21 protein-coding genes are annotated in these 24,848 nt (G+C 69.1%); 12 read left to right on the plus strand and 9 right to left on the minus strand.

The genetic code is table 11. From position 1 onward, the window contains the following. Positions 1-251 precede the first annotated feature (251 nt). From GA0116996_RS18780 to GA0116996_RS18790, 3 genes are all read left to right on the plus strand, one after another. On the plus strand, positions 252-641 hold the full coding sequence (locus GA0116996_RS18780) for an OsmC family protein (protein WP_092314663.1): 390 nt from the start codon (positions 252-254) through the stop codon (positions 639-641). Between the two features lie 364 nt (positions 642-1,005). Continuing rightward, on the plus strand, positions 1,006-1,827 hold the full coding sequence (locus tag GA0116996_RS18785) for a hypothetical protein (protein WP_092314665.1): 822 nt from the start codon (positions 1,006-1,008) through the stop codon (positions 1,825-1,827). A gap of 227 nt (positions 1,828-2,054) precedes the next feature. Further along, positions 2,055-2,804, plus strand: a complete 750-nt coding sequence (locus GA0116996_RS18790) for a DUF3047 domain-containing protein (RefSeq protein WP_165835187.1) — start codon at positions 2,055-2,057, stop codon at positions 2,802-2,804. Here GA0116996_RS18790 and GA0116996_RS18795 read toward each other — a convergent pair. The 6 genes from GA0116996_RS18795 to GA0116996_RS18820 form a co-directional block, all read right to left on the minus strand. After that, positions 2,801-3,568: a lipoyl protein ligase domain-containing protein gene (locus tag GA0116996_RS18795; RefSeq protein WP_092314667.1), complete on the minus strand. Its 768-nt coding sequence runs from the start codon at positions 3,566-3,568 to the stop codon at positions 2,801-2,803. The two genes, GA0116996_RS18790 and GA0116996_RS18795, sit on opposite strands and share 4 nt — an antisense overlap. A 47-nt stretch (positions 3,569-3,615) precedes the next feature. Beyond that, the gene (locus GA0116996_RS18800; RefSeq protein WP_092314669.1) at positions 3,616-3,957 is read right to left on the minus strand and encodes a carboxymuconolactone decarboxylase family protein; all 342 of its coding nucleotides are present in this window, start codon (positions 3,955-3,957) and stop codon (positions 3,616-3,618) included. A gap of 80 nt (positions 3,958-4,037) precedes the next feature. After that, a complete protein-coding gene (locus tag GA0116996_RS18805; protein ID WP_092314671.1) occupies positions 4,038-5,153 on the minus strand; it encodes an acetoin dehydrogenase dihydrolipoyllysine-residue acetyltransferase subunit in 1,116 nt (371 codons plus the stop codon). After that, positions 5,153-6,169: an alpha-ketoacid dehydrogenase subunit beta gene (locus GA0116996_RS18810; RefSeq protein ID WP_092314673.1), complete on the minus strand. Its 1,017-nt coding sequence runs from the start codon at positions 6,167-6,169 to the stop codon at positions 5,153-5,155. Before GA0116996_RS18810 ends, GA0116996_RS18805 begins: the two co-directional genes overlap by 1 nt. A gap of 35 nt (positions 6,170-6,204) precedes the next feature. Further along, positions 6,205-7,218, minus strand: a complete 1,014-nt coding sequence (locus tag GA0116996_RS18815) for a thiamine pyrophosphate-dependent dehydrogenase E1 component subunit alpha (RefSeq protein WP_092314675.1) — start codon at positions 7,216-7,218, stop codon at positions 6,205-6,207. A gap of 65 nt (positions 7,219-7,283) precedes the next feature. Beyond that, positions 7,284-8,351: an ATP-NAD kinase family protein gene (locus GA0116996_RS18820; RefSeq protein WP_092314677.1), complete on the minus strand. Its 1,068-nt coding sequence runs from the start codon at positions 8,349-8,351 to the stop codon at positions 7,284-7,286. Between the two features lie 365 nt (positions 8,352-8,716). Here GA0116996_RS18820 and GA0116996_RS18825 point away from each other — a divergent pair, with 365 nt between their 5' ends. The 4 genes from GA0116996_RS18825 (at position 8,717) to GA0116996_RS18840 (ending at position 13,109) form a co-directional block, all read left to right on the plus strand. After that, entirely contained in the window at positions 8,717-9,661 is a 945-nt protein-coding gene (locus GA0116996_RS18825; protein WP_092314679.1) for a YncE family protein, read from the plus strand. A gap of 80 nt (positions 9,662-9,741) precedes the next feature. Then, complete coding sequence (locus GA0116996_RS18830; RefSeq protein WP_092314681.1) at positions 9,742-11,073, plus strand: MFS transporter; 1,332 nt, start codon at positions 9,742-9,744, stop codon at positions 11,071-11,073. After that, positions 11,070-12,041 carry an amidohydrolase family protein gene (locus GA0116996_RS18835; protein ID WP_092314683.1) on the plus strand — a complete coding sequence of 324 codons (972 nt, stop codon included), beginning with the start codon at positions 11,070-11,072 and terminating at the stop codon, positions 12,039-12,041. Before GA0116996_RS18830 ends, GA0116996_RS18835 begins: the two co-directional genes overlap by 4 nt. A 78-nt stretch (positions 12,042-12,119) precedes the next feature. Beyond that, entirely contained in the window at positions 12,120-13,109 is a 990-nt protein-coding gene (locus tag GA0116996_RS18840) for a LysR family transcriptional regulator (protein ID WP_092314685.1), read from the plus strand. On the opposite strand, the gene GA0116996_RS18845 is transcribed toward GA0116996_RS18840, so the two are convergent. Together GA0116996_RS18845 and GA0116996_RS18850 are read right to left on the minus strand one after the other, a co-directional pair. Beyond that, entirely contained in the window at positions 13,078-15,090 is a 2,013-nt protein-coding gene (locus tag GA0116996_RS18845; RefSeq protein WP_092314687.1) for a sigma-54-dependent Fis family transcriptional regulator, read from the minus strand. The genes GA0116996_RS18840 and GA0116996_RS18845 overlap by 32 nt on opposite strands. A gap of 224 nt (positions 15,091-15,314) precedes the next feature. Further along, positions 15,315-16,355, minus strand: coding sequence for an LLM class flavin-dependent oxidoreductase (locus tag GA0116996_RS18850; RefSeq protein WP_092314689.1), 1,041 nt, complete (start codon positions 16,353-16,355; stop codon positions 15,315-15,317). Between the two features lie 219 nt (positions 16,356-16,574). Between GA0116996_RS18850 and GA0116996_RS18855 the strand changes: the two genes are divergently transcribed. Beyond that, a complete protein-coding gene (locus tag GA0116996_RS18855; protein WP_092314691.1) occupies positions 16,575-17,330 on the plus strand; it encodes an IclR family transcriptional regulator in 756 nt (251 codons plus the stop codon). 18 nt (positions 17,331-17,348) lie between these two features. Here GA0116996_RS18855 and GA0116996_RS18860 read toward each other — a convergent pair whose 3' ends face one another. Continuing rightward, the gene (locus tag GA0116996_RS18860; protein WP_092314693.1) at positions 17,349-20,132 is read right to left on the minus strand and encodes a hypothetical protein; all 2,784 of its coding nucleotides are present in this window, start codon (positions 20,130-20,132) and stop codon (positions 17,349-17,351) included. A gap of 190 nt (positions 20,133-20,322) precedes the next feature. Between GA0116996_RS18860 and GA0116996_RS18865 the strand changes: the two genes are divergently transcribed. The 4 genes from GA0116996_RS18865 (at position 20,323) to pepE (ending at position 24,733) form a co-directional block, all read left to right on the plus strand. After that, complete coding sequence (locus GA0116996_RS18865) at positions 20,323-21,036, plus strand: IclR family transcriptional regulator (RefSeq protein ID WP_092314695.1); 714 nt, start codon at positions 20,323-20,325, stop codon at positions 21,034-21,036. A 64-nt stretch (positions 21,037-21,100) separates the two neighbouring features. After that, positions 21,101-22,708, plus strand: coding sequence for an OPT/YSL family transporter (locus GA0116996_RS18870; RefSeq protein WP_092314697.1), 1,608 nt, complete (start codon positions 21,101-21,103; stop codon positions 22,706-22,708). Positions 22,709-22,762: 54 nt separating this feature from the next. Continuing rightward, positions 22,763-23,947: an aminotransferase class V-fold PLP-dependent enzyme gene (locus GA0116996_RS18875; protein ID WP_092314699.1), complete on the plus strand. Its 1,185-nt coding sequence runs from the start codon at positions 22,763-22,765 to the stop codon at positions 23,945-23,947. Between the two features lie 30 nt (positions 23,948-23,977). Further along, positions 23,978-24,733, plus strand: coding sequence for a dipeptidase PepE (gene pepE / locus GA0116996_RS18880; protein WP_092314701.1), 756 nt, complete (start codon positions 23,978-23,980; stop codon positions 24,731-24,733). The last annotated feature ends 115 nt before the right edge of the window (positions 24,734-24,848 follow it).

Here is a 24,848-nt window from a genome sequence, read left to right on the forward strand (position 1 = left end):
GCTGCAAACTTCGCTGCGCCAACCTCCCGGCCGACCCCGCAACCCTTGCTGCGCCTGCCTTGCAGGGGCCGCGTTGTGTTGCGAGGGGGCGAATAGTAAGCGAGCGCGGCGGGGTTGGCAAGGGCTTTCTAGGAAATCCCTGAAATCGACACGGATGCGCCTCTTTCGACGCTCCCGCCCGCCGCGGCAGGTACTTATAGAATGACCGTTCCGGCCCGCGGGGCCGCTCTTTAATGAGATGGGGACGTTCGATGACTATCCAAGCGACATGGAAGCCAAGCCAGGGCAACAGCATCTGCCAGCTGACCAACGGCACCGCCGAGTGGCAAGCCGATCTGGACGCTTCCGCCGGCGGCGACACCCGCTACCCGAACCCGCATGACTTGCTGGATTCGGCACTGGCTGCCTGCACCACCCTGACCCTGCAGCTGTATGCGAAACGCAAGGGCTACGCGGTCACTGACGTCCATGTTTCGGTCGGTCATGAAGAAGCCAACGGCACCTATACCATGCAGCGGGAGGTCAAGGTCAGCGGCGACCTGTCGCCCCAGATCCTCGAAGACCTGCTGCGGGTGGCCAATCGGTGCCCGGTACACAAGACCTTGTCGGGACAGTTCTCGATCCAGACCTCCATGGCATGACGTCGCACACCTCGCTCCCCCGATGGGGTTGCCACAGCAAATGAGAATCGTTAGCATTTGACTTCTCGGGTTCTGACACCACCTGAGTCAGCAAATGGGTTAGCCGGGCACGTGAATCGTGCCCGGCTTTTTTCTTTTGGGCGGGCCATGTCACGGTCCTGACCGCCAGCCGCAATACGCTACGGTGCGATCCGCCCCGTTCGACGCAACACCACCATGTGCTGTGTTGGCTGGCCCACCAAATTGCGTCCGGGAAAGGGTCAAAACGGCGGTCCCGACACACTCTGCGCCGCACCGCCGGCTTACCATGGCGAAAAGCAAAACAATAAAAGCGCTTAAATAACGAAGCGAGCGGGGGGATGCCTTGACCAACTTCATTGAAGCCTATTGCGCGCAGATACGGCTGGCGGGCGCCGGCAGCGTGATCGCGAAGCCCGTCGTGGTGGCGCGGGACAGCACCTACGCCATGCACTACGTGCCGTGCGAATACCTGAATCCGCAGGCAGCGCTGGTCCTGGTCAGCACCACGCCAGGCCATGCTCACGTGCGGCTCGCCGCCGCGGTGACCGAGGAACTGCTGCACACCCATGCGCCGGGCCGCGTAGTCCAGCGTGAGAACAAGCGGCGCGTGGAACTGGGCGGCAAGCTGGTGCGGCCCAACCTGATCCGCATGCTCGACCACTTCCGCGTGCCGGAACTGGTGGGGCTGCCACACGCCGCCGCCTTGTGGAACGATGGCTTCGAACGCCTGCAGCCGCTCACCCTGTTGCCGCATGCCACCACGCGGCGCGGCCTGGCATTCGACGGCCCGCTGGAAGAACTGCTGGACGCACCGATGCTGCGCGATGTCTTCGAGACGCAGTTCCTGGGCGCCGTGCGGCAGATGCGAACGGACGCGCTGTACATCGCATTGGGCCGCACCGCCTGGGCCGCGCTCCAGCACGCGGTCACGCGCCGGTTGCTGGCGCGCCGCCAGCTGCTGGGAATGATGCCGGTGCCGGCGCGCGCTGGCAGCATGGTGCGTTACTTCTTGCGAGAGATCGCCGCCAGCGCCCTGTCGGCCAAGGATCCGGTTCGGCATCGCGTGGACTGGCTCGATGCGGCCCACGCCGAACTGGAATCGAATGTCCGCAAACTGCGCGCCTCGGTCCGTCCGGAACCGCCTCCCGCCTACCTGATCGCGTAAGCGGACGCTCGCATTCACACTTGTGATCCATAGACCCCACGGAAGTGGGGTCTTGCGACGCCAGTTTGCGTCGATAACGTCTCCTGAGGAATTTGACACTCCTCGCATTCCCGATTTGCGGCCCCTCGCGGGCCGCGATTTTTTTGTGCTGGCCAGATTGGGCAGCGCGCCGCACTCAGGCACACGGTTTGCATTCGGTCCCACGTCTCGTATTCCGCTGATCCGCCATGACGATCACCCATGCGTTGTCCCTTGCCTTGTGTGCCACCTTGCTGCTTGCCCCGCTTTCAGCGCCGGCGCAAAGCGGCAAGCCTGGACTTGTCGTGTCAGAACGCAAGCCCGGCGGTGCGCTGCCGGCGGATTGGAAAAATTTACCGGTCGCCGAAGGCAAGGCAAGGACCGAGTACCAGCTGGTGGCCGATGGCGGCACTACGGTGTTGCGGGCACAAGCCAATAGCTCGGCGTCCGCGCTGATGCATGCGGGCAACGTGGACCTGTCGCGGACGCCCGTGGTGGCCTGGCGCTGGAAGGCAGACGGCGCGATACCCGGCGCCGACAACCGCGACGGCGCGCGCGAGGACGCGCCGGCGCGGCTGGTGTTCTTCTTCGACGGCGACACTGGCAAGCTTTCGCTGGGCGAACGCGCCGCGATGCAGCTGGCCAAGACCGTGGCGGGCGAGGAACTGCCCTACGCCACGCTGATGTATGTCTGGTCGACCAGCGCCGCGCCCGGCAGCGTCATCCCCAACCCGCATACCGGCCGCGTGCAGATGATCGTGGTATCCGGCGCCGATGATGCCGGCAAATGGCAGAACCTGCGGCGCAATCTGGCGCGGGACTATGAACGCGTCTTCCACGAGCCGCCCGGACCGCTCAAGGCCTACGGCATCATGACGGACACCGACAATACCCATGCCGCCAGCCGCGCCTGGTATGGCGATATCCGCTTCCTGCCAGGTAACGCGGCGAAGGACTAGACCGGGGCGGGATGCTGCGCGAGGCTCCATCGCAGCGCAGCCGCGACCTCGGCCATCAGTGCGGCATCGTCCTTCACGGCGTGTCCAGCGGGCAGCAACGCCTCACGCACGCTGACCACCTTGTCCGCGTCATACCGCCGTTCGCTGCCGATGGCTGCCTCGAAGGCATTGGCGCGCGCATTGATCTGCTCCGGGTCGGCGCTGACCAGCAGCACCGCATGGGCCAGCACCAGGTGGCGCTGGCCGTCGGGCGCCTGCATCGCCGCTGGCGCACGCCGCCAGTACTGGGCCGTGCCGGCGATCTTGCGGGCGGCTTCGGGCGGACCCCAGGCGAGGTTGTAGCGGCCATCGCAAAAGGAGCCGGCCACCGCCTGCCAGTGGGTATCGATGCCGAGCGTCCGCAACGCGCCGCCGATCACCGCGCACAGGTGCAGGTAGACCGCATCGCTGAGCGCGCCCGGCGGCTGCCCGACAGGGTAAGCCAAGCTCAGGTTGAGGATGCCGGGCCCCTGCGGCACCAGGCCGCCGCCGGACATGCGCAGGAACACGGGGCAGCCTTGCTGCGCGAAATCGGCGCGCGCAGTCTCCAGCGCCGCGTGGCGCAGGTAGGTGCGCGGCACCACCAGCGACTGCGGCGCCTCCCACAACCGTGCCACCTGCCGGCCCTGCGCCGCGAGTTCGAGCAGCGCCAGTTCTTCCTGCAGCGGGTCACTGCCCGCGTGGGCCGGGTCGACGGGATCGACAAGTTCAAACTCAAACGGCATCGGTCGGGGAACTGCCCGGGAATGGCAATGCGCCGAGTCTAGCAACCCTAGGCGTTGAGCGCATCGAAATATGCCAGCGCCTTGGCGGCGTACATCGCGCCGGGGCCGCCTCCCATTTCGATATTGACGGCCAGCACTTCGGCCAGTTGCTCGCGGCTCGCGCGATGGCGCAGTGCCTGGCTGGTGTGGAACAGCACGCAATCGTCGCAGCCTTTCTGCACGGCGAGCGCGACCGCCACCAGTTCCTTGAGTTCGGCAGGCAGGCTGCCCTGTTGCGTGGCCGCCTTCATCACGCCGTGGAAGGCGCTCATGGTGGCGGGCTGAGCCTGGCCGAGCGCGCCGAATTGCTTGTTGATCTCGGCCAGGCGGGTCTTCAGGTCTGTGGTCATAGGGAAGTGTCCGTTAGTGGATCGCCCAAGCTGGCATCAGCCGCGCGGACGGCGCATGGTGGCGCCGTCCGCGGGCGGCATCAGCCGGCCAGGTGGGTCTTCAGCAGCGCGTTGAAGTCGTTGGCTTTCTCCATCTGGCTCATGTGGCCAGCGTCGGCGAAGACCTTGACGCTGGCACCCGGCGGCGCCGCTTCGGCATGTTCGGCGGGAATGATGCGGTCCTGGCCGCCCCACACCACCAGCACGCGCTTGCCGCTGTCGGCCAGGCGCTGGCCCGGTTGCTCGCTCTGCCGACCGCCGCCGAACAGGCCCTGCCCCAGCGCGGTCAGCGCCTCGTCGACGCCATCGAGCCGCTTGTAGCGCAACAGGTCGTCCAGCATCTGCCGGCTCACCAGCCCGGGGTCGGCGAACAGCAGCTCGACCACGGGCTTGAGCTCGCGCCGGGACTGCGCCTTGACGAAGCCATCGGTATAGTCGCTGTTGACGGCCTCGCCGAAGCCCACCGGCGACACCAGCGCCACCGACAGCACCCGCTGCGGCGCATCCACCGCCAGTTGCGCGGCCACGCCGCCGCCCATCGAATGGCCGACCACATGCGCCGCATCGATCCCGGCTTCATCCATGAAGCGCGCTACAAAGCCGGCCATCTGCGCCAGCGTCGTGCCCGCGAGCCGCGGCGACGACTGTCCGTGGCCGGGCAGGTCGAGCGCCACCACGGTGTACGCGTCGGCCAGGGGGTCGAGGTTGAACAGCCAGTTGTCCAGGTCACCGCCAAAGCCGTGGATGAAGAGCACGGTCTGGGCGCCATCGCCCTTGCGGGCATAGCGGACCCGGATGCCGTCGACCTCGGCGAACTGGTACGCGGCGGCGGCGTCCTCGTCGCCGCCGTCGTCCGCCGGCGTTTCATAAGCCGCCACGTATTCATCGATCTGCGCATCGCTCACCTCCGCAGGGGCCAGCACGCCCAGCAGCGCTTTGACCGGCAGCACGTCGCCGGCCTGCGCCACCTTGCGGCGCAGCGTGCCCGCGTCGGGCGCCTCCACCGCATTGGCGATCTTGTCGGTTTCCACGTCGAGAATCGGCATGCCCACGGTGATTTCGGTGCCTTCGTCGACCAGCCAGGCATTGACGGTGCCCTCCTTCATCGACAGGCCCCATTTAGGCATCACGATCGGGGTAATTGCAGGCGTAGCCATCAGTGCTTGCCTCCCTTCACAGTCTTGCGCGCAGCATTGACGATCTGCGCCGCACTGGGGATATACAGGTCTTCCAGCGTGGGCGAGAACGGCACCGGCGTATGCGGCGGGCATACCATCTCGATGCCGGCCTTGAGCGCACCGAAGGCCTGCTGCGCGACCTGCGCGGAGATATCGGTAGCGATATTGCAGCGCGGGCTGGCCTCGTCCACCACCACCAGGCGGCCGGTGTTCTCGACTGACTCCAGCACCGTGTCCATGTCCAGCGGCGAGAGCGTGCGCAGGTCGACGATCTCGGCCTCGATCCCTTCCTTGGCCAGCATCGCCGCCGCCTCCAGCGCGCGATGCACCATCAGCCCGTAGGTGACGATCGTCACGTCCTTGCCGTCGCGCACGATATTGGCCTCGCCGAACGGGATGGCATAGGCGCCTTCCGGGACATCGCCTTCCAGGCCATAGAGGTTCTTGTGCTCGCAGAAGATCACCGGATCGTTGTCGCGGATCGCCTGGATCAGCAGCCCCTTGGTGTCGTACGGCGTGGACGGGCACACCACCTTCAGGCCGGGGATATGCGTGAACAGCGGCGTCAGCATCTGGCTGTGCTGCGCGGCGGCGCGGAAGCCCGCGCCGACCATGGCGCGGATCACCACGGGGGTCTCGGCCTTGCCGCCGAACATGTAGCGGAACTTGGCAGCCTGGTTGAAGATCTGGTCGAAGCAAACGCCCATGAAGTCGATGAACATCAGCTCCGCGATCGGGCGCATGCCGCACGCGGCGGCGCCGATCGCGGCGCCCACGTAGGCCGATTCGGACAGCGGCGTATCCAGCAGCCGGTCGCCGTGCTTGGCATACAGGCCCTTGGTCACACCCAGCACGCCGCCCCACGCGTCCTTCTCGCCGTCCGCGCCGGCGCCACCGACGATATCCTCGCCCAGCATGATGACGCTGGGGTCACGGGTCATTTCCTGGTCGATCGCCTCGTTGATCGCCAGCTTGATGCTCAGTTTGCGAGCCATGTCTGTCTCCTGATAATTGGTTTGCGCGTGGCGGATCAGTAGCTGACGTAGACGTCGGTCAGCAGGTCTTCGGGCCCCGGCTGCGGTGCCGCCTTGGCTTCCTGCACGGCGTGCTCGATCAGCGCCGCGACTTCGCGGTCGATCGCGTCGAGTTCTTCACGTGCAACCACGCCAGCCTGCGTCACGGTGCGCCCGAACAGCTTCAGGCAATCCTTGTTGGCGCGGATGTCGTCGAGTTCGCCGGCGGCGCGGTAGGTCTGCGCATCGCCTTCGAAGTGGCCGTAGAAGCGGACCATCTTGCATTCGAGCAGCGACGGCCCGCCGCCTTCGCGCGCGCGGCGGATGACTTCGCCGGCGGCTTCGTGGACCGCGAAGAAATCGGTGCCGTCCACGGTCACACCCGGGATGCCGAAGCCCGCGGCGCGGTCGACGTAGCTGTCGACCGCGGTGCCGTAGTCGCGCGAGGTCGATTCGGCGTAGCCGTTGTTCTCGATCACGAAGATCACCGGCAGGTTCCACACCGCAGCCAGGTTCAGGCTTTCCAGGAAGGTGCCCTGGTTGGAGGCGCCGTCGCCGCAGAAGGTAATGCCGACCTCGCCCTTGCCGCGGAACTTGGCCGCCAGCGCGGCGCCGCAGATCAGCGGCGCGCCCGCGCCGAGGATGCCGTTGGCGCCCATCATGCCCTTGGACAGGTCGGCGATATGCATCGAGCCGCCCTTGCCGTTGCACGAGCCGCCCTTCTTGCCGTAGATCTCCTTCATCATCGCCACCGGGTCGACGCCCTTGGCAATGCAGTGGCCATGGCCGCGGTGCGTGCTGGCGATGCGGTCGCCGTCGTGCAGGTGGTGCAGGATGCCGACGCCAGCGGCTTCCTCGCCCGCGTACAGGTGGACGAAGCCCGGGATGTCGCCACGCGCGAAGTCCACGTGCAGGCGCTCCTCGAAATCGCGGATGGTGCGCATCTTGCGGTACACCGTCAGCAGCGTCTCCTTGTCGAGCGGCAGGGTGCCGCGCGGTTGCGCCGGATCTTGCGAAGCTCTGGCTGTCATGTCTGTCTCCTTCGTTTTCAGGTGTTGCACTTCAAGAAAAGCGGGGCATGCGCGGCCGGGCGTGCTCAGGCCAGGGCGTGCTGGGGCACGCTGCGCATCAGGTGGTGACGGGCCGCGTGGCGCATGCAAGCGGCGACGTCGATGCTGCGGAAGGCGTGGTCGTGCAGCGTGACGGTGACTTCGTCGTCCGGGCCGAAGGTCAGCTCGCGCTCGCCGTCCAGCGCGACGACGCCGCTGCGCTGGCGCACGCGATGGGGGCGCCCGTGCGCGAGCCGCTGCCAGCCAGCAATGGGCACGGTGCACATCAGGCCGGGCGCAATCGGCGCGCACAGGTTGAATTCGCCCGCGCCCGGCGCGGCCAGTTCGATTGCAAGGCCGCCGGCTTCGCGCCGCCCCACCGGCTCGAGCAAGCCGGCGATGGAGGACAGCCCGATCGCCTCGGGATCGGCAAACGAGACGTAGACCGCGGCCAGCGTGTCGGTCTTCCACAGCGCGCGCGCGCCGATAAAGTGTTCGTGCGAGATCACCGCATCGACCAGCGCAATGTCACGGCGGAAGTTGCCATTTCCGTCGCGGATAACGATGTCCAGGCGCTTGTTCGACGCCAGCGCCTGGCTGGCGGGAATGCGGCCGGTGGCATAGAGGCCGGTGGCGAGCCCCGTGACGGTGGGTTCGCGCATCTCGGGGTAGGCGTTGTTGGTGCCGGTCGACAGGCCCGCGATCGGCACCGCGCCGCACTCGCGCACCACGGCGCGATGGGTGCCGTCGCCGCCCAGCACGATGATGGCGGCGACGCCGGCATCGGCCATGCAGCGCGCGGCATGCAGCGTGTCATCGACGCGCGATGCCACCGGCATGTCGAGATACGCAACCTCGGGCAGGCTCGAGTCCGGGCCCTGGCGGTGCGCCAGGTGCCGCGCCAGCATGACGCGCAGCCCCTCGCGGTCGGGCATCATCAGCACGCGCCGCACGCCGCAGGACGACAGCGCTGCCAGCAGGCGCAGCACGATATTGACGCGGTCCGCCAGCTGCAGGCTGTTGGCGTTGGCGATCACGCGGCGGATGTCGCGCGCCGAGACCGGATTGGCGATGATGCCGACCAGCGGCGCATCGGCGAACCTTGGCTGCCCCATTGCCTGTCTCCTGTGTTGTCGTTGTGGTGACAGGCGTATTTGCAATGGCTGTGCCAGTGGCAGAAGGGCGCCGCGATGGCGGAAAACGCGCGTTGCGATGCGCCGGCTTCAGGGATAACCCGCAAAATCCGGTGAACTTCGGCTTGGGAAGCGGACCGAGCCGCCGCCGCGGCGAGACAGGTGTCACAGTACAGGTGTACGGACTGGACAACCGTATCGTGCCTGTGCCGGGCCGCCCGCGCCGATGACTTGCGGGAATACCTCGATCGCCAATATTCAATGGTGCAAGGCCACTGCCTGCGCCAGACTTCCGTCCTCGCCATGACGAGTTCGCCGGCCCCCGGCGAGAACGACGAGGAGACGAAATGGATACCCGCTGGATCGCGGTACTGGTAGAAAAATTCAGCCACAGCTTCAGTGGCTATGAACTGGAGAGCGGCACCCGCCGCTTCAGCGTGCCGCTGCCGGCATACCCCCACGAATTCGCCGTCGACCGCGCCAGGCTGCTTGGCTATGTCGGCCACTACGGCGTACAGACCTTTGCCCATCCGGGCGATGGCGGCGCTGCGGTGATCGCCGTCGACCTGGCCCGCGGCGAGCACCAGGGCATCCTGGACTGCGCGCCCTGGCACCGCATCCACGGTGTGCAGACCGACGCGCAGGGCCGCGTCTATGCGCTGAGCGAGCGCGACAACATGCTGATGGTGTTCGCGGCACCATCGGCGCGGCAGACTCCAGATCGCGCGGTGCCGTCAGGCGGCGTCAAGAGCCACTTGTTCGTGCTGTCGCGCGACGGCCAGCGCGCCTATGTCACCAGCCTGCTGTCGCACACCGTGACGCTGGTCCATCCGCACGACGGCACGCGCGCGCCGCTGGCCGCGCACGCCGGCCGGCGGCCGGAAGGCTGCTGCCTGAGCCCCGACGAATCGATGCTCTATGTCGCCAGCCGCGATGAGCACCGGATCACGCGGCTGGACGCCCACTCCCTCGCAGAATTGGGTACGGCCGATACCGGCGAGGACCCGACCCGGCTCTACTGGTCGCCCTGCAACCGGCTGATTGCACTGAACTATGGCGAGCGCAGCCTGCGCCTGTTCGACCCGTACACGCTGGTGGAACTGGCGCGGGTCGATACCGGCGCGAAGCCCATCGCACTGGCCTTCCATCCGGCCGACCCCGAGGGCGCCTGGCTGGCACTGAACGACGACAGCGTCAGCGTGCTGGACCTGCGCACGCTGGCCTTGCGCCATGCCTTTGCCACGGGCAGGGAGCCGGACGGGCTGGCCATCCTGGCGCTGCCGCAACCATAACGCCGGCACCCCGGTACAAGACACGTCGGCGCCGCCCCGGCGCACTGGCTGGCGGCGACGTCGGAGGAGACCATGACCCCATGACCATTTCCCAGCAAGCGGGCGGCGCCCGCGCGCCCGCCCTCGCTCCGCCCGCCGACATCCCGGCCCAGCGCTGGTGGCGGGTGATTCCGCCCATCCTGATGGTATGCATCGTGTCCTATATGGACCGCGTCAATATCGCCTTCGCCATGCCCGGCGGCATGAGCGACGCGCTCGGCATCGGTGCCGGCATGGCGGGCCTGGCCGGCGGCATCTTCTTTGCCGGCTATCTGTTCCTGCAGGTCCCGGGCGGCAGGCTGGCCGTGCACGGCAGCGGCCGCCGCTTCATTGCATGGTCGATGCTGGCATGGGCGGTGCTGTCGGTGCTGACCGGGCTGGTGCGCAACCCGACCGAACTGCTGATCCTGCGCTTTGCGCTGGGCGTGGCCGAGGGCGGCATGCTGCCGGTGGTGCTGACCATGGTCGGCAACTGGTTCCCCGATCACGAGCGCGGCCGCGCCAATGCGCTGGTGATTCTGTTCGTGCCGATCGCGGGCATGATTACCGCGCCGCTGTCGGGGCTGGTGATCGCCGCGCTGGACTGGCGCTGGCTGTTTATCATCGAAGGCCTGATCTCGGCGCTGTGCCTGGGCCTCTGGTGGCTGCTGGCGTGCGACCGCCCGCAAGAGGCGGGCTGGATCAGCGCGGCCGAACGCAACTACGTGCTGGCCCGGCTGCATGCGGAACAGCAGCGCACCACCACGCCCGCCAGCATGCCGGCAAGCGCGCCGGCATGCGAGGCGCCCACGCGCGCGGTGCTGGCGCGGCTGCTGGCCGATACCGTGATCTGGCGCCTGATCGGCCTGAATTTCCTCTACCAGATGGGCATCTACGGCTATACCCTGTGGCTGCCTACCATCCTCAAGAACCTCACCCATGGCGGCATGGGACAGGTCGGCCTGCTGGCCATGGTGCCCTATGTGGGCACCATGGCGGGCATTCTGCTGGTGTCGGCATGGTCGGATCGCAGCGGGCGCCGCCGCGCCTTTGTGATGTGGCCGCTGCTGGCCTTCGCCGCATGCCTGGCAGGCTCGGTCTGGTTCCATGCCAACACCTGGCTGGCCTATGCGCTGCTGGTTGGCTGCGGGGTCTGCCTGCAAGCGGCTGCAGGCGTGTTCTGGACCTTGCCGCCACGGCTGCTGGCGGCGGACGAGGCAGGCGTGGCGCGCGGCCTGATCAATGCGCTCGGCAATCTCGGCGGGTTCTGCGGGCCGTACGCGATGGGGCTGCTGATCCAGCATGTCGATGCCGGTGCCGGCGTCTACCTGCTGGCAGGCGCCCTGGTGCTGGCCGCGACCCTGGCCGCAACGCTGCCGGAGCGCTGCCGATGAGGCGCGACGCACCGTCTAGCGATGCGCCGCTGGGCATCGTCGACGCCCATCACCACCTGTGGCGGCTCGATCGCGGACACTACCCCTGGCTGCAGGACGCCTACCAGCCGGCCGGGTTTTTCCTTGGCAGCTATCAGGCGCTGCGGCAGGATTACCTCTCGACGCAATACCGGCGTGATACGCAAGACCATGGCGCGGGCCGCGTCACGGTGCTTGCCACCGTCCATGTCGAAGCCGAGCGCGACCGCGGCGAGGCAGTCGCCGAAACCGCGTGGCTGCACGAGCCGGGCTTGCCGCCGGGCATGGCTGCCGCCGTGGTGGCCTACGCGCCGTTCGGCACGCCCGGCTGTGCCGCTCTGCTGGCGCGCCAGGCGAGTTTCGCGCGGGTGCGCGGCATCCGCTGCAAGCCGCTGGTCGCGGAGCAGCCGGGCGCGTCGGTGGCCGGCAAGGCTGGCTCGATGCAGGACCAGGCCTGGCTGGATGACCTGGCGCGCCTGCCGCGGCACGGGCTGTCGTGGGATTTGCGCGTACCGTTCTGGCACCTTGGCGAGGCGGCGCAGGTGGCCGCCGCCCTGCCGGATCTGCGGATTGCACTGAACCACGCCGGCCTGCCGCTGGACCGCTCCGATGCCGGCCTGGCGCATTGGCGCCGCGGCATGGAGGCGCTCGCCGCCTGCCCCAACGTGATGGTGAAGCTTTCCGAGTTCGGGCTGCCCGGCGGCCGCTGGGACGCGGCGGGCAATCTGCGCATCGCGCGCGAGACGCTGGCCATCTTCGGGCACGAGCGCGCGATGTTTGGCAGCAATCTCCCGGTCGCGTCGCTGAGCGCCAGCTTCGGCACGGTGCTGGGCACCGTGTGCAAAGCCTTGCCGGATTCCGCGACTCGGGCCCTTGTGCTGTCGGAAAATGCCGTGCGCTTCTACCGCATTGCGCGTGCAGACATGGCGCAACTTCCTGTTTGCCGATAGGCCGATTCCGATCCGGCCGAGCTTGCGGCCGCGCCGGCCGCACGCGTGCTATAAGGGCGTGACGCCTCGCACACCGCCATGTCCGACCCACTGAACCAGTTGTCCAGCGCCGCCACGCTGCGCAAGCGCCTGCAGATGCGGCATCTGCGCCTGGTGCTGGCACTGGCCGGGCATGGCACGCTGCGCGGGGCCGCCGCCGAGATGGCGCTGACCCAGCCGGCGGCCACCAAGGCGCTGCAGGAACTGGAAGACACGGTGGGCGCGCTGCTGTTTACACGCCACGCCCGCGGCATTGCGCCGACGCTGTTCGGCGAAGCGCTGATCCGCTACGCGCGCGTGGTGCTGTCCGACCTCGATGCGCTGCGCGACGAGTTTGCCGCGGTCGCCGCGGGCGAGATCGGCAGGGTGCGGATCGGCGCCATCCTGGCCCCCGTGCCCGACCTGCTGGCCAGCGCCATCAACGGGCTGAAGGCGCGCTATCCGCACCTGCATATCTCGCTGCAGGTGGATACCAGTGACGTGCTGGTGCAGGCGCTGCGCCAGGATGGCGTCGACGTGGTGTTGGGCCGCATCCCGGCGGACGCGCTGGCGCAAGACCTGGCGTTCGAGCCGCTGTGCGAGGAGCCCTTGGCGATCGTGGCCGGCACGGCGCACCCGCAGGCCGGCAAGCGTGCCGTTCGGCTGGCGGCGCTGGCGCGCTTTCCCTGGATCATCCAGCCCGCTGCCAGCCCGATGCGGCAGATCATCGACCAGGCGTTCCGTGACGCGCGCGTGCCGCCGCCGGACGACGTCATCGAAACCTCATCGATCATGGCAACGCTGCCCTTGCTGGCCGGCAGCGAGCGTGTGGCGGTCGTGCCCGAGGCGATTGCGCGCTACTTTGCCGCGCTGGGCGCGCTGGCGATCCTGCCGGTGCCGGTGCGGGGCCGGCTGGTGCCCTATGGGCTGGTCACGCGCAAGCGCAGGGCCTCCACGCCAGGCATGCGGCTGCTTGCCGATGCGCTGCGCGCGGCCTGCGCGTGCAGCCAGCCCGGCACTAAGACTGCGCGCCGCCGTCGCGCCGGTTAGGCGACTGGATGCCGTAGCGCTCCATGCGCCGGTACAGCGTCATGCGGCTGATGCCGATCTGGCGCGCGACCGCGCTCAGGTTCCAGCCCGATGCGCGCAGGTACTGCATCAGCAGCATGCCCTCGGGGGGCAGCTGGTGCGGGTCGGATGGCGCGGGGGCGTCGTGGCCGGGATCGGATGCAGCCGGTGCGGGCGCCGGCCCGGCAACCACGGCGGCCGGAATGGCGGCGCCGGCCACCGCTTCGGGCAGGTCATGCACGTCGATGTAGCCGCCGCTGCAGACCGCGCGCGCGTACTCCAGCACGTTGCGCAGCTCACGCAGGTTGCCCGGCCAGCGGTGGCGGCGCAGCCGCTCGCTCGCCGCCGGTGACAGCGTTACCGGTTCGCCCGCGCCCTCCTGCAGCAGCTTGCGCACCAGCCAGTCCAGGTCGGTGCGGGCGCGCAACGGCGGCAGTTCGAAGCGAGCGCCGTTGAGGCGGTAGTAAAGGTCCTCGCGGAAGCGGCCTTCGGCGACCAGTTGCTCCAGGCGATGGTGCGTGGCCGAAATCACGCGCAGCCGCACCGGCACCGGGCGCGCGGCGCCCACCGGCAGCACCTCGCCCTCGGCCAGCACTCGCAGCAGACGCGACTGCAGTTCACGCGGCATGTCGCCGATCTCGTCCAGGAACAGCGTGCCGCCATCGGCCTCCTGGATCAGCCCGCGCTTGCCGCGCGAGCCGGCGCCGGAGAAGCTGTTCGGCAGGTGGCCGAACAGCTCGCTTTCGATCAGGGTCTCCGGAATCGCCGCGCAGTTCACCGCGACAAAGGGCCCAGCGCGGCGCGCGCTGGCCTGGTGCAGCGCCTTGGCGAAGAACTCCTTGCCGCTGCCGGTTTCGCCCTGGATCAGCAGGTGGATCGGTGAATCGACCAAACGCGCGGCGCGCTCCAGCTGCTGCGCCAGCGCGGCATCGCCGCCGCTGAGCGCGGCCAGCGGCGCGGGCATCGCCACCTGCGCCGGTGCCGCGGGCGCCTGCCAGCCCAGCGCGGGCGGCATCACGCTCAGGTACAGCAGGCCGCCGCTGCGGTTGAGCGCGACCAGGCGCTGCTCGCTGGGTCGCGAGTAGACATAGCGGCCCAGGTCTTCCAGCCGGGCGTCGAACAAGGTTTCGAACGGCAGCCCGAGCACGGTGGCGCCCGGCATGCCGGCCAGTTCGGTTTCCAGCATCAGGCGGGCGCGATGGTTGTGGCCGACGATGCGCCCGGCATCGTCCAGCGCCAGCAGGTATTCCGGGTTGACGTCGACGAACTCGGGCGCGACGTTCAACTTCAGGATCCAGTCGCGCCGGTGCGCGCGCAGGAAATTTGCGTTCTCGATATGCGCGGCGTAGATGCGCACCATCTGCAGCGCCAGGCCCTGGCTGTCCTTGGCCTGCGGCGAGACCAGCGCCGAGATGTCGAGGATGGCGTGCAGCCTGCCGTGCGTGTCGAACAGCGGCGCCGCGGTGCAGGTCAGCGGGATATGGGTGGCGTCGAAATGGTCGGCCTGGTGCACGGTCAGAGCCTGCCCGGTGACCAGCGCGGTGCCGACCGCGCAGGTCCCGGCGCCGCTCTCGCTCCATTCCGCGCCGAGGTAGAGGCCGGCGTGGCGCAGCGCGGCATCGGTGTGGGGGTCGCCGATATAGTCGACCGTGACGCCCTGCGCATCAGTCAGCAGCACCACGTAGCCCAGCGCCGCCACCTGCGCGTGCAGGCTCTGCAAGCCGTGGCGGGCGATGCGGGCGAAGTCGTCGATGCGTTCCTGGTGTTCGCGCAGGCGCGTCTGCGGCAGGATGCGGGCCTCCTGCATGCGCGAGGGGTCGAGCCCGTACTGGTGCACGCAGCGCCGCCATGAATTCTGGATGATCGCGTCATGCGCGATGCGCTCCGCGAGCGGGGCTGGCGGGGATAGGTAAGCGGTGGCCTGGACCACCGTCTCGATGTGCTCGCGTTGCCGCAGGTCCATCGCTGTCTCCTGTCGTCGCTGCCCCCGGCCCCGGGACATTGCATTGGGGGCGGCGGATCGGGCGGACTATGCGGGCGCGTGCCCGGGTGGCCACGCCTCTGTCTGGTGTCGGCCTTCTAATGTATCCGAGCGCCTCGGCGCTATGCAAACCAGAACCGGCAGGAAATGAAAGACAGCGGCCGGCGCACGCCGCAAGTGCGGCGTGCGTCATACCGGCAACAGCTTCAGAGCGCGGCGTTGGCCTTGAGGCTGCGCGCTGCGGCGGCTGCGATCTCGAACGATCGCAGCCGGGCCTGATGATCGTAGATCTGGCCGGTGATCATCAGCTCGTCCGGCTGCAGGTCATCGGCAAAGCGCTGCATGCCGGCACGCACGGCCTCCGGGTCGCCCACCACCGAGCAGGCCAGCGAGCGCCGGATATGGTCGGCCTCGCTCTCGTTCCAGAGCGCTTCGATATCGTCGACCGGCGGACGAAGCTGCCCCGGCGTGCCGCGCACCAGCGCCAGGAATTGTTGCTGCAGCGAGCTGAACAGCCGGCGCGCCTCGTCCCCGGTATCGGCCGCGAACACATTGAGGCCGAGCATCACGTAGGGCCGGTCCAGCGTTTCCGACGGGCGGAAGGTGCGCCGGTACAGGTCCAGCGCCTGGCGCATGAAGCCCGGCGCAAAGTGCGAAGCAAAGGCGAACGGCAGCCCCATTGCCGCGGCCAGCTGCGCGCTGAACAGGCTCGAGCCCAGCAGCCAGATCGGCACCTTCAGGCCCGCTCCCGGCACCGCGCGCAGGCGCTGGCCGGGACGCGCGTCATCGAAATAGGCCTGCAGCTCTTCCACGTCCTGCGGGAAGGTATCGGCACTGTCGCTGGCCAGGTGGCGGCGCAGCGCGCGCGCCGTGGCCTGGTCGGTGCCGGGCGCACGGCCCAGGCCCAGGTCGATGCGGCCCGGATAGAGCGAGGCCAGCGTGCCGAACTGCTCGGCGATCACCAGCGGCGAATGGTTGGGCAGCATCACGCCGCCCGAGCCCACGCGGATGCGCTGCGTGCCGTTGGCGACATAGCCGATCAGCACCGCGGTGGCGGCGCTGGCGATGCCGGGCATGTTGTGGTGCTCGGCCAGCCAGTAGCGGTGGTAGCCCAGCTGCTCGGCATGGCGCGCCAGGTCGAGCGAGTTGCGCATGGCCTGGCCGGCATCGCTGCCTTGCGGGATCGGAGCCAGGTCGAGCACCGAATAGGCGATGCCGTTGCCGGCGGGGAGAGAGTCGCGATTCATGTCGTGGTCGGGCGGGCGGCGTACGCCACACGTGCGCCGCCCGCTGCAATGCGGATGGTTCGCTATGGTAGTGAGCCTGCGCGGATCGTGCTGGCGGCGGCTTTGCGGCCCTGCGGGCGGCGTGGGTATCGCCGGGCGCAGCGGCGCCGCGGCCGGGCGCGAGGATTGAGCCGCGCGCCGCTTGCCCTTACCATTCAGCCCGATGCGAAGGAACGATCGATGACTCTCAAGACACTGGACGGCGCGCTGGCCCTGCTGACCCACTTCACCGTGCGCCAGCCCACCTGGGGCGTGCGCGAGCTGGCCAAGCACAGCGGCGTGCATTACGCCGTGGTGCACCGCGTGCTGGCCACGTTCGCCGCCAACGGCTTCCTGGTGCAGGACGCGGCCACCGGCAAGTATTCGCTGGGGCTGCGGCTGTTCGAGCTGGGGCAGGTGGTGCGCAAGAGCTTCTCGCCCGACGAGATCGTGCGCCCGGTGCTGGAGAAGCTGGCCGCGCAGAGCGGCGAGACCGTGTTCCTGTCGTGGCTCGATGGCCATGAAGGCTTGTGCGTGGCGCTGGTGCACAGCCAGCACCAGCTGCGCTTTTCGATCGAGCTGGGCGAGCGCTTTCCACTGTATGCCGGCGCGCATGCCAAGGCCATGCTGGCCTTCCAGGATGAAGCCTTCCGCGACGAGGTCTACCGCCAGGGTGTGGCGCGCATGGCGCCGCATACCACGCTGGAACGCGAACGCATCGAGCAGCAGCTGGCCGAAGTGCGCGAGCGCGGCTGGGCGCATACGCGCGAGGAAGCCGCGGCCAGCGTCGCCGGCCTGGCCCTGCCCCTATGGTCGCGCGACCGCAGCGCGGTGGTGGGCTCGGTCGCCATCGCCGGTCCGCAGCAGCGGCTGGACGATGCCGCCGTGCCGCGCCTGCTGGAGGCGTTGCGCGACGCCAGCGGCAGGCTGGAAGATGTGATCGGCTTCGTGCGCTGAGGCCGGCTCAGCGCGCGATCACGCCAGCAGCGCCTTGCCCACTTCACCGCCCAGCACGCGCTTGCCAAGCGCGTGCCCCAGGGCCCGATAGCTTTCCCATTGCGCCTCGTCGAAGAACTGGTCGCCGGTGCCTTCCTGCGGGAAGCCCGGGTGCGTGGCGCCATAGTGCCGCACGTCGGCCGGCGCCCATGACACCAGCCGCGGCTTGACCAGCACGATGCGGCAGACGCGCGCGCGCGGCGCCGCGCAGGCCGGGTCGGTGCGGTATACGTCGAGCAGCACCGCGCATTTGTCGGCGGCGCCGGCGCTGGCCGGCTGACCTGGCGCGAAATCGTCCGGCACGCCGAAGACCCGGCTCAGCACCGGATGCGTGGTGGCTGCCTCGGTATCGACGACGATCTCGAGGCCATGGTCGATGCGCGCGAGGCGGATCAGGTTGGCAAGGTCGCCGAAGCGATAGTCGGGATCGGCCCCGCAGTCGCACAGCACGATCAGCGCGACGTCCCGGCCCGGACGCAGCAGCTCGTAGACGCCGGTGTTGTCGAAATGGCCGCCGTCCGACAGGTACTGCCAGCCGCGCCGCGTGCCATGGAAGCGCGCGCTCAGCTCGCATCCCAGGTAATACTGCGTGCGGAAGATGCCGGCGGCCAGCCAGGGATGCGTGGCCCGTTCGGGATGGCGCCAGCGCTCGCCCTCGCGCCCGCCGCGGCGCGCGTAGCGGGCCGGGAACGACGGCCACCATGTACCCAGCCGCAGGTTGGCCAGCCCCAGCAGCAGCGATGTGCCGAGCGTGGTGGCCCGGCCCAGCCCGGTGGACACCGCCGCGCCCGAGATCGCGATCCAGTCGCCCACCGTCAGCGATTGCGCCAGCTTGCCCGACGACGGCCATGACAGATCCGGGCAGCACTGCCAGCCATCGACGGTAAAGCGCGCATAGGCGTCCGGCGCGATCGCGCTTGCCGCGCCCGGCTGCGGCAGGCCGGCACCGGGTGCCAGGCACAGCGGCTTGCCCTTGCGGTCGCGCTGGACCAGCTGCTCGGCCGGATCGACGGTCAGGTTCAGCGTCACGTTGATCAGGTGCAGCGGCGCCAGCACGTGCGGATCGTAGTAGGCGTTGAGGCTGAGCTGGTCGCCGGGCACGGGCTCGGCCACGCTGAAGCGCGCGCGCCGGCGCCGGTCCGCCGCCGGATCGGGATCGGGCGCGGCAAAGCGCTCGCCGTTGGAAGCGCCGAGGTAGGCGCGCGTGAGGCGCGCCGCGTAGAAGGGCTGCAGCGTGGACAAGTTCAGGAAGCCGGTAAAGCGGCCGGCGACCAGCGCCAGCACCAGCGCCACGACCGTAAGCGCGGCCAGCGCCGGCCCGGTGTAGGCCGTGCCGTACACCAGCCAGTCGACCGGCTCGCGGCCATTCCAGCGTACCCACAGCACCAGCCACGACCACAGCACGTACAGCAGCAGCGCCAGCACCGCCGCGGCCGCCCCGGCCAGCAGCGAGACCGGCAGGCGTGCCCACAGTGCGCGCCAGGCGGTCCCGGCGCTGCCCTTGCGGCCTTCATCGAACCAGCGCGCGCCGTAGCGCACCAGCCAGACCAGCACGCCCAGCGCGCTCGCAGGCAGCGCCACGCCCCACGGATGGCCGGCGGCGTGGGCATACAGGTAGGTGGTGCGCGCGACGGTATCGGCCACGCCCAACGCCGCCAGCCACAGTGTCAGCGTGACCGCGGTGCGCAGCGCACGCGTGGCGCGCACGCGATAGCCGGACACGGTGCGCGGCTCACCCTGCAGCATCACCAGGCAGGCCAGCACGCCAAGCCAGGTCAGCACGCCCAGCGCGGCAAACAGCTGCGCCGGCACCGGCCGCGCACCGATCCATTCCGACCAGTACGCAGCAGCGAGCAACAGCAGTCCCAGCAGCGTGGCCACCATCGGCGCGGGGCTGAAGAAGCGGCCCGGTGCCTGCGGCTCGGTGGCGCGCGGATAGACCAGCCAGTACGCCAGGCCGGGCGGCACCGCGCCGATCACCGCCGTGGCCAGCGGCAGCCACAGCAACGGACTCCACCAGATCGCGCATTCGCCCTGGTTGAAGGCCTGCCGCGCATCGTGGAGCAGATCCATCTCATAGCGTCCGAAGCCATACCAGGCGCCCGCCGCGCCGTGCAGCAGCAGCGTCAGCAGCGACAGCAACACCAGCAGCGCGCTGCCGATCACGTAGTGCATCGCCAGCCAGTTGCGCGCCACCAGCGCGGCGGCATAGAGGTTGTCGCCCGCACCCGTGGGCGACAGGTAGCGGCCATTCTCGCGCAGCCACGCGACCGCGCCGCGGCCGGGATCGGCGGCATAGGAGACCGAGGTGTGGATGCGGCCCGGCGGCTCGCATTGCAGCGTGTGGTAGGCGTCGGCCGCGGCCTGGACCGGCCCGGTGCCGCGGCGCAGGCGCCCGGGCACGAACAGGCTGACGAAGAAGGCGCCGAGGTAGCCGCCGCCGCTGACGGTCGACAGGTAATCGAACTGGGCCAGCAGCGAGGCCAGCCCGGGCACGGTCTGCGCCGCGGCGGCGGTGTTCGCCGCAGGCGTCTGGGGCGCGCCGCCGGGCGGGGTGGGCGCGGTCGTGTCTGCCGGCATGTCGGTGCCGGCCAGCGCCTGCATCACGCCCAGGCAGAAGGTGGCACTGCGGATGCCGCCGCCGGACAGCGCCAGCGCCCAGTTGCGCTGGCCCTCATGCGTACGCGGCGCGATGGCGAGCAGGCGGCGGCGGTGCGCGATGCGGGCCGCTTCGTCGCCGTAACCGTGGTCTTCCTCAGCCATGGGCGCCTCCCGTAGCAGTCGGCCTGCGCCAAGTATAGGCAAGGGCGCATGGTCGATATTCGCCCGGAGCACGAGGTCGACCGCGCGTTAACCCTGATTGTTCCGGATGACAGCGAGGCCTAGCATTTCTCTGTATCAGAGACGTAGTCTCTTATATAGAGACACAAGCAATTCGAAGTTCCGCTCGGCAATGCTCAAGACCCTGGACGGCGCACTGGCGCTGTTGACCCACTTCACCGTGCGCCAGCCCAGCTGGGGCGTGCGCGACCTGGCGCGCCACAGCGGCGTGCACCATGCGGTGGTGCACCGCGTGCTGGCGACCTTTGCCGCCAACGGCTTCCTGGTGCAGGACGCGCAGGGACGCTATGCGCTCGGGCTGCGCTGGATCGAACTGGGACAGGTCACGCGCAAGACCTTTTCACCGGCCGAGGTGGTGCAGCCCGCGCTCGAGGCGCTGGCGCGGGAATGCGGTGAAACCGTGTTCCTGTCGTGGCTGGACGGTGACCACGGTCTGTGCACGGACATCGCGCACAGCCAGCACCAGTTGCGCTTTTCGATCGAGGTGGGCCAACGCTTCAGCCTCGACGCGGGCGCGCATGCCAAGGCCATGCTGGCGTTCCAGCCGGAGGCGTTCCGGCGCCGGCTCTGCGGCGAGGCGCCCGGGCTGGAAGCGCGGCTGGCGCAGGTCCGCGCCGACGGCTGGGCCTACACCTGCGAAGAATCCGCCGCCACGGTGGCGGGGCTGGCGCTGCCGCTGTTCCACCGCGACAGCCAGGCGGTGGTGGGGTCGCTGGCCATCGCCGGTCCGCTGCAGCGGCTGACGCCCGAGGCGGCGCCGCGCTGGCTGCAGGCGCTGCGCACGGCGCGCAGCACCATCGGCCCGGTGGCCGGTTTCATGCGCTGAGCGCGCGCCAGGCATCACACACAACAGACAAAACCAGACAACACTACGGGGAGCGGTGGAAGACATGACCATGCCAACACAACTGAACGCGCCGATGGCGGCGCAGCCCGCGACACGGACGCGCTTCATGGAGCCCTTGCTGCTGCTGGTCTCCGTGGGGCTGTCCGTCTTCGGCGCCATGATCGGCATGCAGCTGATCGTGTCGCTGGGGATCTCGGCCAATACCTCGATCATCGGCGCGCTGATCGCGATCGTGTTCTCGCGCATCCCGCTCGAGGTCACGCGGCGCTTCCGCGTGCTGGAGCGGCAGAACCTGGTGCAGACCGCGATCTCTTCGGCCACCTTCGGCGCCGCCAACTCGCTGATGATCCCGATCGGCGTGCCGTACGCGATGGGCATGCCCGAGCTGGCCACGCCGATGCTGATCGGCGCGGTGATCGCCATGTTCGTCGACGGCGCGATGCTGTACTTCCTGTTCGGCAGCAAGATCTTCCCGGCCACCGGCACCTGGCCGGCCGGCATCGCCACCGCCGAGGCCATCTGGGCCGGCGACCGCGGCGGGCGCAAGGCGGCCTTCCTGGGCCTGGGCATCGCCGTGGGCGTGGGCGGAGCGTGGCTGGGCGTGCCGATGTCCGCGTTCGGCGCGGCCTTCCTTGGCAACCTGGCGGCGCTGACCATGTTCGGCATCGGCCTGCTGGTGCGCGGCTATTCAGTGGCGCTGACCGGCATCGATATCGCCAAGGCGTATATCCCGCACGGGCTGATGATCGGCGCGGGCATCGTCGCGCTGTTCCAGGTCGCGCATGAAATCCGCCGCGCGCGCCACGCCCCCGCGGCCGATGCGCGCACCATCGAAGTCCCGGCCGCGCGCGCCAGCCGCATCCTGTCGGGCGGCTTCCTGATCTACCTGGCGATCGCGCTGCTGATCTCGGTGCTGGCCGGCCATATCTCGGACATGTCGCTGGGCATGCTGGTGCTGTTCGTGCTGTACGCCGCCTTTGCCGCCTACGTGCACGAGCTGATCGTCGGCATCGCGGCGATGCATTCGGGCTGGTTCCCGGCCTTCGCGGTGGCGCTGATCACGCTGACCATCGGCATCCTGATCGGCTTCCCGCCGACGGCGCTGGCGGTGCTGGTGGGCTTCTCGGCAGCCACCGGTCCGGCCTTCGCCGACATGGGCTACGACCTCAAGACCGGCTACCTGCTGCGCGGCGAAGGCCGCGACATGGAGGCCGAGCTGGCCGGGCGCAAGCAGCAGTTCCTCGCTGCGATGATCGGCTTCGCGGTGGCGGCGGTGGTGGTGCTGGTGTTCCACGGCAGCTTCTTCGCACAGGGCCTGATCCCGCCGGTGGACCGCGTCTACGCGGCCTCGATCAAGGCCGGCTCGTCGGCCGAGATCGCCCGCAACCTGATGATCTGGGCCGTTCCCGGCGCGCTGCTGCAGTGGCTCGGCGGCTCGAAGCGCCAGCTCGGCATCCTGCTGTCGACCGGCATGCTGATCGCCTCGCCGCTGGCCGGCTGGGCGGTGCTGGCCGGCCTCGCGATTCGCTTCGTGCTGCAGCGCCTGCGCGGCGACAGGCACGTCGCCGAGATGAGCGCGTTTGCCGGCGGCGTGATCGCTGGCGACGCCCTGTTCAGCTTCTTCGGTTCAGTCACCAAGCTCAAGAAGTAAGCCCTACCTGCGGGCGCACGCGCTGCGCCCCTCTGTCATTTCCCGAGACGTTCCATGGATATCCAGGCAATCCGCGCCGACACCCCGCTGACGGCTTCCACCATCTATCTCGACACCGCCGCGGCCTCGATTCCGCCCGACGCCGTGCTCGACACCGTGCGCAGCTACCTGCTCGACACCGGCCATGTCGGCATCTACCTGCCGGCGTTCCGCAAGCAAACCTATGCGCGCGTGGAAGCCGTGCGCGCCACGCTGGCCGCCTGGCTGAACTGCGCGGCCGACGAGCTCGCCTTCACCAAGAACGCCACCGAAAGCATCTCGATCGCCGCGCGCGGCATCGCCTGGCAGGCCGGCGATGAAGTGCTGGTGGCCGACACCGAGATGCTGAGCAACCTGCTGCCGTGGCGCCGCCTGGAGCAATCGCACGGCATCGTGGTGAAGATGGTGGCGGCCAATGCCGAAGGGCTGCTGGCGCCCGAGGCCTTCGCCGCCGCGATCACCCCGCGCACGCGCCTGCTGACCTTCTCGCACCTGCCCAATTCCACCGGCGCGGTGCAGCCCGCGGCGCAGATCTGCGCGGTAGCGCGCCAGCACGGCGTGCTGTCGCTGGTCAACGGCGCGCAGAGCGTGGGCATGCTGCGCTCGGACGTGGCCGAGCTCGGCTGCGATTTCCTCGCCGGCTGCGGCCGCAAGGCGCTGCGCGCGACGGAAGGCTCCGGCTTCCTGTACGTGCGCCGCGAATTGATCGCTCAGGTCGAACCGATGCTGGTGGGCTGGTGGAACGGCGCCTATGACCGCGCCACCGGCGCGCTGTCGCTGGTGCCGGGCGCGAAGCGCTTTGAAGCGGGCTGCCCCATCGTGCCGGCGATCCTGGGCCTGGGCACCGCCATCGACTACGCCGCCGCGATCGGCATCGACGCCATCGAAGCGCGCGTGCGCGACCTGACCGGGTACGCGGTGGCGAAGTTTTCGTCGATCCCCGGCTTCGAGCTGTACGGCCCCGCCGACGTGGCCCACCGCATCGGCATCGTGCCCTTCAACGTGCGCGGCGTCGACCCGGCCCGCATCGTCGCCGCGCTGGAAGCGCAGCAATGCATCATCGAAGCCGGCAACTTCATGGCCGACGCCATCCTGGCGCGCTACGGCGTGTCGACCATGGCACGCGTGTCGCTGCACTACTTCAACACGCATGACGAGATCGACCGCGTCGCCGCGCTGGTGCGCGCGGCGATCGCCTGACCCCACACCTGAACCGACGGAAAGCAAGACATGACCCAACGCATCCTCCTGATGAGCAGCTCGCGCAAGGACAACCTCGGCTACCTCGAGCACGCCGGCGAGCAGATCCACACGCTGCTGAAGCATGAGCCGCGCAAGGTGCTGTTCGTGCCGTTCGCCGGCGTGACCTTCAACTTCGATACCTACGAGGGCATGGTCAAGCCGGTGTTCGAGAAGCTGGGCTATGCGCTCGAGTCGATTCATCACAGCGCCGACCCGCTGCGCGCCGTGCAGCAGGCCGACGCCATCGCGGTCGGCGGCGGCAACACCTTCGCGCTGCTCAAGCGCCTGTACGACGCCGGCATCGTCGACGCGATCCGCGCGAAGGTGCGCGCCGGCACGCCATATGTGGGCTGGAGCGCCGGCAGCAACGTCGCCTGCCCGACCATCCGCACCACCAACGACATGCCGATCGTGCAGCCGCCATCGCTGCGCGCGCTGGGCCTGGTGCCGTTCCAGATCAACCCGCACTTCATCAGCGGCAAGCCCGCCGGGCACAACGGCGAAAGCCGCGAAGAGCGGCTGGCGGAGTTCCTGCACATCAACGCGCCGGAACAGGTGTTTGCGCTGCCCGAAGGCTCGGCGCTGTATGCGGATGGCACCACCGGCACCGTGCTGGGCGAACGCAATGCGCTGTGGTTCCCGGCCGAAGGCAAGGTGGAAACCCTGCGCGAAGGCGAGCCGTTCCCGCTGTCGCAGATCACCGGGCCTGCCGGGATGCAGGACTGGCCGGGCTTCGCAGCCTGATTGTTTTCTCCCCTCTCCAATTTATGGGAGAGGGGCGGGGGTGAGGGCGGGAGTCTCCACGAAGTGAGACCCGGCGATGCTTGGCAAGCGCCGGCCCTCACCCCCGGCCCCTCTC

Origin of the sequence: Cupriavidus alkaliphilus, from assembly GCF_900094595.1 — a bacterium.
GTDB lineage: Bacteria > Pseudomonadota > Gammaproteobacteria > Burkholderiales > Burkholderiaceae > Cupriavidus > Cupriavidus alkaliphilus.

Coding starts and splice junctions, on each gene's coding strand:
- GA0116996_RS18860 (WP_092314693.1), bottom strand. CDS start 20,132: ATGGCTGAGGAAGACCACGGTTACGGCGACGAAGCGGCCCGCATCGCG.
- GA0116996_RS18790 (WP_165835187.1), top strand. CDS start 2,055: ATGACGATCACCCATGCGTTGTCCCTTGCCTTGTGTGCCACCTTGCTG.
- GA0116996_RS18795 (WP_092314667.1), bottom strand. CDS start 3,568: ATGCCGTTTGAGTTTGAACTTGTCGATCCCGTCGACCCGGCCCACGCG.
- GA0116996_RS18845 (WP_092314687.1), bottom strand. CDS start 15,090: ATGGACCTGCGGCAACGCGAGCACATCGAGACGGTGGTCCAGGCCACC.
- GA0116996_RS18840 (WP_092314685.1), top strand. CDS start 12,120: ATGTCCGACCCACTGAACCAGTTGTCCAGCGCCGCCACGCTGCGCAAG.
- GA0116996_RS18855 (WP_092314691.1), top strand. CDS start 16,575: ATGACTCTCAAGACACTGGACGGCGCGCTGGCCCTGCTGACCCACTTC.
- GA0116996_RS18805 (WP_092314671.1), bottom strand. CDS start 5,153: ATGGCTACGCCTGCAATTACCCCGATCGTGATGCCTAAATGGGGCCTG.
- GA0116996_RS18850 (WP_092314689.1), bottom strand. CDS start 16,355: ATGAATCGCGACTCTCTCCCCGCCGGCAACGGCATCGCCTATTCGGTG.
- pepE (WP_092314701.1), top strand. CDS start 23,978: ATGACCCAACGCATCCTCCTGATGAGCAGCTCGCGCAAGGACAACCTC.
- GA0116996_RS18815 (WP_092314675.1), bottom strand. CDS start 7,218: ATGACAGCCAGAGCTTCGCAAGATCCGGCGCAACCGCGCGGCACCCTG.
- GA0116996_RS18865 (WP_092314695.1), top strand. CDS start 20,323: ATGCTCAAGACCCTGGACGGCGCACTGGCGCTGTTGACCCACTTCACC.
- GA0116996_RS18830 (WP_092314681.1), top strand. CDS start 9,742: ATGACCATTTCCCAGCAAGCGGGCGGCGCCCGCGCGCCCGCCCTCGCT.
- GA0116996_RS18875 (WP_092314699.1), top strand. CDS start 22,763: ATGGATATCCAGGCAATCCGCGCCGACACCCCGCTGACGGCTTCCACC.
- GA0116996_RS18800 (WP_092314669.1), bottom strand. CDS start 3,957: ATGACCACAGACCTGAAGACCCGCCTGGCCGAGATCAACAAGCAATTC.
- GA0116996_RS18870 (WP_092314697.1), top strand. CDS start 21,101: ATGACCATGCCAACACAACTGAACGCGCCGATGGCGGCGCAGCCCGCG.
- GA0116996_RS18825 (WP_092314679.1), top strand. CDS start 8,717: ATGGATACCCGCTGGATCGCGGTACTGGTAGAAAAATTCAGCCACAGC.
- GA0116996_RS18835 (WP_092314683.1), top strand. CDS start 11,070: ATGAGGCGCGACGCACCGTCTAGCGATGCGCCGCTGGGCATCGTCGAC.
- GA0116996_RS18780 (WP_092314663.1), top strand. CDS start 252: ATGACTATCCAAGCGACATGGAAGCCAAGCCAGGGCAACAGCATCTGC.
- GA0116996_RS18810 (WP_092314673.1), bottom strand. CDS start 6,169: ATGGCTCGCAAACTGAGCATCAAGCTGGCGATCAACGAGGCGATCGAC.
- GA0116996_RS18820 (WP_092314677.1), bottom strand. CDS start 8,351: ATGGGGCAGCCAAGGTTCGCCGATGCGCCGCTGGTCGGCATCATCGCC.